Here is an 11,040-nt window from a genome sequence, read left to right as displayed (position 1 = left end):
CGTCGTGGCCCGGGTCCCCGGCGGACCCCGCGCCGCTGCCGCCCGAGGTGTTCCCCGCGGCCGCGGCCGCCCCGGCCGCCGCCGACTGGTGGGTGCGGCTGCCGGACGGCACGCCCGCGCCGCTGGACGTCCCGCTGCTGGTGGGTCGGAACCCCGACGCGCTGCCGGGCGTGCGGGTCGCGCCGGTGGCGGACCCGAGCCGGTCGGTCTCCAAGACGCACCTGATGCTGGGTGTGGACGAGAACGGTCCGTGGGTCGTGGACCGCGGCTCGACCAACGGCACCCTCGTGACGCTCGGTGACGGGCAGCGGATCGTGTGCATGCCGGACCGTCGGGTGCGGCTCACCGACGGGTCGCTGGTGGCCTTCGGCGACCTCTCGCTCTCCGTGGGGGTGCGCGTCTAGGCTGGCCGCATGGGCCGCCCGCGGTCTGCTGCGACGATGCAGGACGTCGAGGTCGTCGACGTCGCTGGCGTCGGTCGCGCCCCGGTGCGGCCCCGGGAGGCCCCGCGGGTGACGGCCCCGCCGCGCGGCCAGGGCCGCCGGCGGCGCTGGTGGGCGGTGGCGGTGTGCGCGGTCGTGGCGCTGGCCGCGGTCGAGGTGGCCGGGCGGGTCTCGTCGGTCGAGGAACGCGTCGCGGTGCCCGCGGGGATGCTCGCGGCGCTCGACGGCCCTCCCTGGACGCGGTGGCGGGTGCCCGCCGCGCGGACGGACGACGTCGTCGCGGCGGGGGACGTCCTCGTGGTGGCCGCGGTGCGGGACCGCCGGTTCGGGTTGGTCGCGCACGACGTGGCGTCGGGGGAGACCCGCTGGGACCGGGACCTGGGCGCCGTCGCGGGGACCCGGCCGCTGACGTCCTGCCCGCACGGCGGGGGCGACGTCGGGGGCGTGCTGCTGTGCGTGGTGGAGCCGCCGCCCGAGCCCCGGCAGCCGCGGGACGTGGTTGCGGACGCGCCCGTGCCCGCGCCCGCGCGGCGCTGGGCGCGGGTGCTGGCCCTGGACGCCGCCACCGGCGCGCCGCTGGGGTCCTGGTCGACGTCGGGCCGGCTGGTCGGCGCCGGGCGGGTCGCGGACGACCTGGTCCTGCTGCACGTCGACGAGGACGGTCGGGCGCGCGTCTCCCGCCACGACGGGACGACGGGGGCGCTGCGGTGGTCGCACCGGGCGGACGACCCCATGCGGTTGCGCTCGGGCATCGTGTCGGGCGCGGACCTGCGGGTGACGCCCGAGTTCGTGCTGGTGCAGGGGTGGACGGCGACGGTGCTCGACGTCCGGGACGGCAGCCTGCTCGCGTCCTCGCCGCCCGCGTCGTTCTCCGTGGGGTCGCTCGGCGAGGAGGTGTTCGCGACCTGGACCGGGGGTGCCGGGGTGACGGTGCGCGACGGGCAGGGGGAGCCCCTGTTCACCGACCGGGCGCTGTTCCCGGCGCTCACCGCGACCGACGGCGCCCCGGACGACCTGGTGGTGCTGGACGAGGGCGGCACGGTCGTCGGCCGGTCGCTGCCCGACGGGGACGAGCTGTGGCGCCTGGACACCTACCGGACGCCGCGCACGCAGGTGGCCGGTCGGCTGCTGCTGCTCGGGGTCGACGGCTACCAGGTGGTCGACGCGCGGACCGGGCAGGTGGCGTGGCAGACGCCGGAACGCGGGCTGATGTGGTGGTCGCCGGTCACGGACGGCGAGGTGGTGCTCGGCCCGGGACGCTCGGGGCAGGGACGGCAGACGGTCGAGGCGCGCGGGCTGGCCGACGGGCGGCTGCTGTGGACCGTGCCGCTGCCCGACGACGTCCGCGAGGTCAGCGCCCTGGGGGGCCACCTGCTGGTCCGCACGCGCGAGGACCTGCTGCTCCTGCGCTGAGCGCGGCGGGTGTCCGCATCGTGAGCGGTTGCGGGGCGTCCGGGGGTGCGGAGTATGGTGCAGATGTGCTCACGACCCGCAGCCTCCTTCTTCGCTGCCGCGACGAGGCCTGATCAGGCCGGATCCTCGTCGCGGTGTTCGGTGCGCCGGCTGACCCCCAGCACCCGCGAAGCGAAGGACCTCCGATGAGCTACCACTCCCGCACCGCCCAGCAGCCGTCCGGCATGCCGGTGCACAAGTACCGCCCGTTCGCCGACCAGATCCGCGTCGAGCTGCCGGACCGCACCTGGCCGACGAAGACGATCACGCAGGCTCCGCGCTGGTGCGCCGTCGACCTGCGCGACGGCAACCAGGCGCTGATCGAGCCGATGAACGCCGCCCGCAAGCTCGCCATGTTCGAGCTGCTGGTGCAGATGGGCTACAAGGAGATCGAGGTCGGCTTCCCGTCGGCCTCGCAGACCGACTTCGACTTCGTGCGGATGCTGATCGAGGAGGACCGCATCCCCGACGACGTCGTGATCCAGGTCCTGACGCAGGCGCGCGAGCACCTCATCGAGCGGACCTACGAGGCCATCTCCGGGGCCAAGCAGGCCATCGTGCACCTGTACAACTCGACGTCGGTGCTGCAGCGCGAGGTCGTGTTCCGGTCCGACGAGGACGGCATCGTCGACATCGCCGTCCAGGGCGCGCACCTGTGCAAGAAGTACGAGGAGACCGTCCCCGGCACCGAGGTGTTCTACGAGTACTCCCCGGAGTCGTACACCGGCACCGAGCTGGAGTTCGCGGTGCGGATCTGCAACGCCGTGCTGGACGTCTTCGAGCCGACCCCCGACCGCCCGGTGATCATCAACCTGCCCGCCACGGTCGAGATGGCGACGCCGAACGTCTACGCCGACTCCATCGAGTGGATGAGCCGGCACCTGAACCACCGCGAGAACGTCGTGCTGTCCCTGCACCCGCACAACGACCGCGGCACCGGCGTCGCGGCCGCGGAGCTGGGCTACCTGGCCGGGGCGGACCGCATCGAGGGCTGCCTGTTCGGCAACGGGGAGCGCACCGGCAACGTCTGCCTGGTGACCCTCGGCATGAACCTGTTCAGCCAGGGCGTGGACCCGCAGATCGACTTCAGCGACATCGCGCACGTCCGGCGCGTCGTGGAGTACTGCAACCAGATGCCCGTCGCCGAGCGGCACCCGTACGGCGGCGACCTGGTCTTCACCGCGTTCTCCGGGTCGCACCAGGACGCGATCAAGAAGGGTCTGGACGCCATGGCGGTCACCGCCGAGGCCGAGGGGAAGACGGTCGACGACATCGCGTGGGCGGTGCCGTACCTGCCGATCGACCCGAAGGACCTGGGCCGGTCGTACGAGGCGATCATCCGGGTCAACTCGCAGTCCGGGAAGGGCGGCATCAGCTACCTGATGAAGTCCGAGCGCGACCTGGACCTGCCGCGCCGCCTGCAGATCGAGTTCTCGCAGGTCGTGCAGAAGTTCACCGACGCGCACGGCTCCGAGGTCACCGCGGACGTGCTGTGGTCGATCTTCACCGACGAGTACCTGCCGGTCGAGGCGGGGTCCGACCTCGCGCCGTGGGGCCGGTACGCGCTGCGCGGCACCCGGACCACCAGCGCCGAGGAGGGCCCCGACACCCTCGCGGTGGACCTCGTCGAGGACGGCGCGGACCGCACCGTCGAGGCGTCCGGCAACGGCCCGATCGCGGCGTTCGTCGCGGCGCTCGGCCAGGTCGGCGTGCAGGTGCAGGTGCTCGACTACGCCGAGCACGCCCTGTCCGCCGGTGGTGACGCGACCGCCGCCGCGTACGTCGAGTGCGCCGTCGGCGACCGGACCCTGTGGGGCGTCGGCATCGACCCGTCGATCACGACGGCCTCCCTCAAGGCGATCATCTCCGCCGTCAACCGCGCGCAGCGCGACTCCGCCGCCGCCTGACCCGGCTGCGCGCCCCAGGACGGGGCGGTCGCCACCCCTGACCGGCCCCGAGGCGCCCGGTCCCGCACGCCAGCGCCCACCGGCGCGCGCGGGACCGGGCGCCTGCACGTCCGGGGTGTGCGCGTGGCGGGTGGGTGCCGCACGCGGACGGCGAACACTCCGTCCACCTGCGCGCCGGTGTCGGCGGGACGGGGGACAATGGTGCACGTGAGCCTCTACCGCGACGAGGCGATCGTGCTGCGCACCCACAAGCTCGGGGAGGCGGACCGGATCGTCACCCTCCTGACCCGCACCCACGGCAAGGTCCGCGCGGTCGGCAAGGGCGTGCGCCGGACGACCTCGCGGTTCGGGTCGCGGCTGGAGCCGTTCATGCACATCGACGTGCAGCTGAACACGGGCCGCAACCTCGACGTCGTCACCCAGGTCGAGACGCTGGGCGCCTACGGGCGGCCGGTGTGCGAGGACTACGCGCTGTACACGGCGGGCACCGTGATGCTGGAGACCGCCGAGCGGCTGGTCGAGGCCGAGCGCGAGCCCGCCGTCCAGCAGTACTGGCTGCTGGTCGGGGCGGTGCGGGCGCTCGCGCAGCGCGACCACGCGCCGGGCCTGGTGCTCGACTCCTACCTGCTGCGCGCGCTCGCCATCGCGGGCTGGGCCCCGTCGTTCACCGACTGCGCACGCTGCGGTCGCCCGGGCCCGCACCACTCGTTCGCGGTCGCGCAGGGCGGTGCCGTCTGCGGGGCGTGCCGTCCGCCCGGCGCGACCGCGCCCGCCCCGGAGACGTTCCGGCTGCTCGCCGCCCTGCTCGCCGGGGACTGGGCCGTGGCGGACGCGTCCGCCGAGCGGCACCGCAAGGAGGGCAACGGGATGGTCTCCGCGTACTCGCAGTTCCACCTGGAGCGCACGCTGCGCTCGCTGCCGCTGGTCGAGAGGGTCTGATGCCGGTTCCGCCGCCCCCGCACCCGAGCGGGGCCCGCCCGCCCGTGCTCCCGAAGGAGCTCGTGCCGAAGCACGTCGCGATCGTCATGGACGGCAACGGCCGCTGGGCCAACGCCCGGGGTCTGCCGCGCACCGCGGGGCACGCCGCGGGGGAGGCGTCGCTGCTCGACGTCGTCGCCGGGGCCATCGAGGTCGGCGTGACGCACGTGTCGGCGTACGCGTTCTCCACGGAGAACTGGTCGCGGTCGCCCGAGGAGGTGCGCTTCCTCATGGGCTTCAACCGGGACGTGCTGCGCCGCCGTCGGGACGTGATGAACGACTGGGGCGTGCGGGTGCGCTGGGCGGGGCGGCGGCCGCGGCTGTGGCGGTCCGTCATCTCGGAGCTCGAGGAGGCGGAGCGGCTGACCGCCGGCAACACGACCTGCACGCTGACGATGTGCGTCAACTACGGCGGCCGGGCCGAGATCGCCGACGCCGCCAAGGCCATCGCGCAGGACGTCGCCGCCGGCCGCCTCAAGGCGGACAAGGTGTCCGAGAAGACGGTCCAGCGGTACCTGGACGAGCCCGACCTGCCGGACGTCGACCTGTTCCTGCGCTCCTCCGGCGAGCAGCGGACGTCGAACTTCATGATCTGGCAGGCCGCGTACGCGGAGATGGTGTTCCTCGACGAGCCGTGGCCGGACGTCGACCGGCGGCACCTGTGGCGCGCGGTCGAGACCTACGCCCGCCGGGACCGCCGCTACGGCGGGGCCGTGGACCAGCCCGCGACGACCTAGCCGACCCCGCGCACCGGGTCTTCACGGGGTGTCCCGGAGGTCGTCACCGCAGCACCTACGCGGTTGCCGCGGGTGTCGGCCGTGCGGGTCCGGCGTTCCTACCGTGTGCGGATGGCTGTTCCCGATCCGCGGCGGCACGCGACCCCCGCGCAGGTGCTCGCGCTGCTGCTGTCCTTCCTGCTCGCGTCGGGGGTCGGCGGGATCGTCGTCGCCGGGCTGCTGATGCCGGGCGTCGCGGCGGCCCGGACCGCGACCGACTCGGCGGAGGAGGTCCTCGAGGACCTGCCCGCCCACCTCGAGCGCCGTCCGCTGTCCCAGCGGTCGACCATGCTCGCGGCGGACGGCACCGCCCTCGCGGAGTTCTTCGCCGAGAACCGGGTGGTCGTCCCGCTGGCGGACGTCGCCCAGCACCTCCGGGACGCGGTGGTGGCCACCGAGGACCGGCGGTTCTTCCAGCACGGCGGCGTGGACCCCGCGGGGATGCTGCGCGCGGTGGTCCGCAACCAGCTCGGCGACGACGGCGTGCAGGGCGGCTCGACCCTGACCCAGCAGTACGTGAAGAACGTCCTCGTCGACCGCTCGGTCCGGGACGGCGACGCCGAGAGCGCGCGGGCCGCCAGCGAGTCCCACGGCACCGCCGGGTACGCGCGCAAGCTCCGCGAGGCGCGCCTCGCGATCGCGCTGGAGAAGGAGCTCTCCAAGAACGAGATCCTCGAGGCCTACCTCAACATCGCGCCGTTCGGCGCGGGGATCTACGGCGTGGAGTCGGCGGCCCAGCGGTACTTCAGCAAGCCCGCCGCCGACCTCGACCTGGTGGAGTCCGCGACGATCGCCGGGATCACGCAGAGCCCGACGGCGCTCGACCCCACGCGCCACCCCGAGGCGACGCAGCAACGCCGCGACACGGTGCTCATGCTGCTGCGCGACCAGGAGTACATCACCCCGGCGGAGCACGACGCGGCGGTGGCCACCCCGCTGGCCGACACGCTGCACGTCAGCGAGGCGCGCAGCGGCTGCATGTCCGCGGACGAGGTCGTCGCGGGCTCGGGGTTCTTCTGCGACTACGTGGCGCACGTCATCCGGCACGACCCCGCCTTCGGTGAGACCCCCGAGGAGCGGGAGGACCTGCTGTACCGCGGCGGGCTCGTCATCACCACGACGCTCGACCCCCGGTTGCAGACGCTCGCCGACGAGGAGGTCAAGCGAGGCGTCCCCGTCGAGGACCGCTCGGGCGTGGGCTCGGCGATGTCGGTCGTCCAGCCTGGCAGCGGCAAGATCCTCGCGATGGCGCAGAACCGCGTCTTCGACAACACCGCCGAGGCGGCCGACCGGCACGTGTCGGTGAACTACAACACCTCGTACTCCTACGGCGGCTCGGGCGGGTTCGCGCCGGGCTCCACGTTCAAGCCGTTCACGCTGCTGGAGTGGCTGCGCCAGGGCAAGGGCCTCGAGCGCCGCGTCGACGGGACGCCCCGCACCGTGAACACCAACCAGTTCACCGCGTGCGGGTCGCGGCTCTCGAGCCAGTCCTGGCGCGTGGGCAACGCCGAGGGTGCCGCCTCCGGGACGATGACGGTGCGGGAGGCGACCCGTCGCTCCGTGAACCTGGCCTACGTCTCGATGGCCATGGAGCTCGACCTCTGCGACATCATGGACGGCGCGGCCGACCTCGGCGTCACGCAGTCCTCGCGCGCCCGGGAGGGCGAGCCGTTCGACGCCTTCGCGGCCAACGTCCTCGGCTCCGACTCGACGACGCCCCTGGCGCTCGCCGGGGCGTACGCCGCGTTCGCGGCGGACGGCCTGTACTGCGCGCCGATCGCGATCACCCGGGTGCAGGACCGCGACGGCGCGGAGCTGCCCGTCCCGGACGCGGGGTGCCGGCAGGCGATCGACCCCCAGGTGGCCGCGCAGCTGAACGACGCGCTCGGCGGCGTCTGGCAGGGCACCGGACGCGAGCTCGGCACGCCCTCGTACCCCGCCGCGGGCAAGACCGGCACGACGAGCCGCAACGAGCAGACCTGGTTCGTCGGGTACACGCCCCGGCTCGCCGCCGCGACCTGGGCCGGGTACCCGGACTCGTTCACGCCGATGCAGAACGTGGTGGTCGACGGCAAGCGCATCCGCTACGTCTACGGCGCGACCCTCGCCGGGGCGTCCTGGAAGCGGTTCATGGACCAGGCCCTCGCGGACGGGGAGCCGAACCCCGGGTTCGCCGCGCCGTCGCGGGCGGACGCGACGGGCACGGGCAGCGCCGCGGGCACCGTCCCGTCCGTGATCGGGCAGGACGAGGCGTCTGCCGTCGCGGCGATCCGGGATGCGGGCTTCGAGCCGTTCGTCGCGGGGAGCACGTCGTCCACCCTCCCGGCGGGCACCGTCGCGACCCAGAGCCGGATCGGCAGCGCGGACCCCGGCACCACCGTCACGCTCTACCTCTCCCGCGGCTGACCCCGCGAGGTCGAGGGTTTCCCCGGATCGGTGGTCCGGAACCCCTCGACCTCGCGGGAACCCCTCGACCTCGCGGGCGAGGGCTGCCGGGTCAGCGGCGGGTGCGGCGGTGGTGGGTGATCGCCACGGCGGCTGCGGCCAGCAGGAGCACCGCGGCGGCGAGCGCCCACGGGGACGCGGCGGCGAGGCGTGCGGCGGCCCAGAACGCGCCGAGCCCGATGGTGCCCCAGATGAACGCCCACGCGACGCTGCCCGGCACGGACGCGACGAGGAACCGTGGGTAGGGCATCCGGAGCAGGCCGGAGCCGACGAACACGGCGGTCTGCACGCCGACGGTGAGGTAGGCGAGCGTCACCGCGAACGGCCCGAACCGGTGCACGAGCGCGAGCCCGCGCTGCGCGCCCGGGGTGTGCGCGAGCCGCAGGACGGAGGCCCCGACGCCGGTCCGGTCGTCGTCCGGCCGGTGCGGCAGGGGGAGCGCGGAGCGCTCGGCCGCGGGCGCGCCCTCGACGTGCGGCCTCTGGCCCGCCGCAGGCGCGAGGGCCGGCGTCGACCGCTCCGCGAGGCGGGTCGCGCCGCCGGCGACGCTCCGGCCGAGCCAGTAGAACAGGTGCGAGCGCGCCATGACGATGACGAACAGCCCGACGATGACGGCCCAGAAGGGCCACCCGCCCATGCCGTACGTCGCCGCCGTCTCGCTCACGGGGTCGAGTCTACGAGTGAGGGGACCCTCACCCCCGGGACAGGACCGCAGATGAGTGCGACGTCACGTGGTGGGTGCTCAGCGTGCGCGACGGTCTGCCCGATTCGGGACGAAGGTCCCACGGGGGCTCGGTGCACGGCTCGGTACAGTCGCCGCGCGAACCTGAGTCGTTCGATCACCAGGGTTGTTACCCGCTGTTGTCGCGGGGCAAGACCTGAGCCGCTGCGCTGCGACTCAGGTCTTTTTTGTGCCCGGACACCGGCGGACAGATGCTACGAGGGAGTACCAGATGACGTCCGCGACGACGCGTGACCGAGCAGAAGCCATCATCGAGGCGGTCGGCGGACCGGCGAACGTGCTGAGCCTGACCCACTGCGCCACCCGGCTGCGGTTCGAGCTCCGCGACGCCGGGCAGGTCGACCGCGCCGCCCTGGAAGCCGTGCCGGGGGTGCTGGGGGCGGTGCCGCAGTCCGGTGACCGCTACCAGGTCGTGGTCGGGGGTGCGGTCCAGACCGTGTTCACCCAGATCACCCACCTGCCGTCGATGGCGGGCGTCGGCACGGGGCGCGCCTCCGACGCCGAGGTCAAGGCGGCGGCGCGGTCCCGGGGGCGCGGTCGCGTCGCGTGGCTGGACGCGGTGTTCGAGTACCTGTCGGACTCGTTCCGCCCGCTGCTCGGGGTGCTGCTCGGGGCGTCCCTCATCATCGCGACCGCGGCCGTGCTCGACGCGCTGGGCGTCGTCGACTTCCGGGCCGACGACAAGCCGGCCACCTGGGTGTTCGTCGACGCGATGTGGCGCGGGGTCTTCTACTTCCTGCCGATCATGGTGGCGTACAACGCCGCGAAGAAGCTCCAGGTCGACCCGTGGCTGGGGGCGACGGTGATGGCCGCGGTGATGACACCGGAGTTCCTGAGCCTGAGCTCCGCGGCGAGCACGGTCTGCACCACGAACGACACCCTCGGCACCACCGCCTGCGTCGCGGACGTGCTCGGCCTGCCGCTGCAGCTGAACGAGTACGGCGGCCAGGTCTTCGTCCCGCTGATCATGGTCGCGGTGCTGGCGCCGCTCTACCGCGGGCTCAAGCGGGTGTTCCCCGAGAACGTGCAGATGGTCTTCGTCCCGGCGCTGTCCATGGTCGTGATGATCCCGGTGACCGCGTTCCTGCTCGGCCCGCTCGGGGTGTGGCTCGGTTCCGGGCTCGGTGACGCGCTCGCCTGGCTGAACGGCAACGCCCCGCTCGTGTTCGCGATCGTGATCCCGCTGCTGTACCCGTTCCTGGTGCCGCTCGGTCTGCACTGGCCGCTGAACGCGCTGATGCTGGTCAACCTGAACACCCTCGGCTACGACTTCATCCAGGGCCCCATGGGCGCGTGGAACTTCGCGTGCTTCGGCGCGACCGCCGGCGTCCTGCTGCTGTCCGTCCGGGACCGCGACGTGCAGATGCGCCAGACCGCGACGGGTGCGCTGGCCGCCGGTCTGCTCGGCGGCATCTCCGAGCCGTCGCTGTACGGCATCCACCTGCGGTTCAAGCGGATCTACCCCCGCATGCTCGTCGGCTGCCTCGTGGGTGGCCTCATCATCGGCCTCGCGGGGGGCGTGGACACGAACGCCTTCGCGTTCACCTCGCTGCTGACGATCCCCGTGTTCGACCCGATCCCCACCTACGTCATCGCGGTCGCCGCGGCCTTCGCGGTGTCGATGCTGCTGGTCGTCCTCTCGGACTACCGGACCCCGGAGCAGCGCGCCGAGGCCCGCGCGGCGCGGGAGCAGGCGGAGGCCGACCTCGCGCTGGCCGTCGCGGCCACGCCGACGCCCGGGTCGGGCGCGGCTCGCTCCGGCGGTCCCGGCCCCGTCGGGGCGACCGTCGCCGTCACGACCGCCGTCGGCGCCCCGGTGGCGGGGGAGGTCGTCGCGCTCGCGGACTGCGGCGACCCCGTGTTCTCGTCGCTCGCGCTGGGCGACGGGGTCGGCATCGTCCCGGTCGACGGCACGGTCGTCGCCCCGGTCGCGGGCGAGCTGGTGACCGTGGCCGACACGGGGCACGCGTTCGGCATCCGCACGGACGACGGTGTCGAGGTGCTGGTGCACGTCGGCGTCGACACGGTGCAGATGGCGGGCGCCGGCTTCGCCGTCGCGGTCGAGGTCGGGCAGCGGGTGGCCGCGGGCGACGCGCTCGCCACCGTCGACCTGGACGCGGTGCGGGCCGCCGGGTTCGCGACCACCACGCTCGTGACCGTGCTCAACTCCCGCGCGCTCACGGCGGTCACCCCGCACGGACCCGGCACGGCCGGGCGTGGGGACACGGTCATCGACGTCGAGGCCTGACCAGCCGCACCGGACCGTCGCGGGGCACGCGCCCCGCGACGGTCCCCGA

Annotated in this window: 8 protein-coding genes; 7 read left to right on the top strand and 1 reads right to left on the bottom strand. The window is 74.0% G+C overall.

Features of this window, described 5'->3' with window-relative positions; all coding sequences use genetic code 11:
- The 6 genes from EBM89_RS03785 to EBM89_RS03760 form a co-directional block, all read left to right on the top strand.
- A partial coding sequence (locus EBM89_RS03785) for an FHA domain-containing protein (protein ID WP_147463436.1) occupies positions 1-404 on the top strand: 404 nt, incomplete at its 5' end.
- Positions 405-413: 9 nt separating this feature from the next.
- Positions 414-1,856, top strand: a complete 1,443-nt coding sequence (locus tag EBM89_RS03780) for an outer membrane protein assembly factor BamB family protein (RefSeq protein WP_122148125.1) — start codon at positions 414-416, stop codon at positions 1,854-1,856.
- A gap of 185 nt (positions 1,857-2,041) precedes the next feature.
- The gene (leuA, locus tag EBM89_RS03775; RefSeq protein ID WP_122148124.1) at positions 2,042-3,802 is read left to right on the top strand and encodes a 2-isopropylmalate synthase; all 1,761 of its coding nucleotides are present in this window, start codon (positions 2,042-2,044) and stop codon (positions 3,800-3,802) included.
- Between the two features lie 207 nt (positions 3,803-4,009).
- Entirely contained in the window at positions 4,010-4,741 is a 732-nt protein-coding gene (gene recO, locus EBM89_RS03770; RefSeq protein ID WP_122148133.1) for a DNA repair protein RecO, read from the top strand.
- Positions 4,741-5,517 (top strand): isoprenyl transferase, encoded by a 777-nt coding sequence (locus EBM89_RS03765; protein WP_122148123.1) that lies wholly within the window; start codon positions 4,741-4,743, stop codon positions 5,515-5,517. The genes recO and EBM89_RS03765 overlap by 1 nt, the downstream gene beginning before the upstream one ends.
- 111 nt (positions 5,518-5,628) lie before the next feature.
- Positions 5,629-7,962 carry a penicillin-binding protein gene (locus tag EBM89_RS03760; RefSeq protein ID WP_122148132.1) on the top strand — a complete coding sequence of 778 codons (2,334 nt, stop codon included), beginning with the start codon at positions 5,629-5,631 and terminating at the stop codon, positions 7,960-7,962.
- A gap of 91 nt (positions 7,963-8,053) precedes the next feature.
- Here the strand turns inward: EBM89_RS03760 and EBM89_RS03755 are convergent, their stop codons facing one another.
- Positions 8,054-8,665 (bottom strand): DedA family protein, encoded by a 612-nt coding sequence (locus EBM89_RS03755; protein WP_122148122.1) that lies wholly within the window; start codon positions 8,663-8,665, stop codon positions 8,054-8,056.
- A 289-nt stretch (positions 8,666-8,954) separates the two neighbouring features.
- On the opposite strand from EBM89_RS03755, the gene EBM89_RS03750 reads away from it, so the two are divergent.
- Positions 8,955-10,991 carry a glucose PTS transporter subunit IIA gene (locus EBM89_RS03750; RefSeq protein WP_122148121.1) on the top strand — a complete coding sequence of 679 codons (2,037 nt, stop codon included), beginning with the start codon at positions 8,955-8,957 and terminating at the stop codon, positions 10,989-10,991.
- Positions 10,992-11,040: the final 49 nt, after the last annotated feature.

Origin of the sequence: Cellulomonas triticagri, assembly GCF_003696205.1 — a bacterium.
GTDB lineage: Bacteria > Actinomycetota > Actinomycetes > Actinomycetales > Cellulomonadaceae > Cellulomonas > Cellulomonas triticagri.
Note: the sequence above shows the minus strand (reverse complement) of the source record. Positions and strands in the feature narration are given on the sequence as shown.

What these genes read in the sequence shown, in the direction of transcription:
- EBM89_RS03780 (WP_122148125.1), top strand. Translation starts at nt 414, where the DNA reads ATGGGCCGCCCGCGGTCTGCTGCGACGATGCAGGACGTCGAGGTCGTC.
- leuA (WP_122148124.1), top strand. Translation starts at nt 2,042, where the DNA reads ATGAGCTACCACTCCCGCACCGCCCAGCAGCCGTCCGGCATGCCGGTG.
- EBM89_RS03765 (WP_122148123.1), top strand. Translation starts at nt 4,741, where the DNA reads ATGCCGGTTCCGCCGCCCCCGCACCCGAGCGGGGCCCGCCCGCCCGTG.
- EBM89_RS03760 (WP_122148132.1), top strand. Translation starts at nt 5,629, where the DNA reads ATGGCTGTTCCCGATCCGCGGCGGCACGCGACCCCCGCGCAGGTGCTC.
- EBM89_RS03750 (WP_122148121.1), top strand. Translation starts at nt 8,955, where the DNA reads ATGACGTCCGCGACGACGCGTGACCGAGCAGAAGCCATCATCGAGGCG.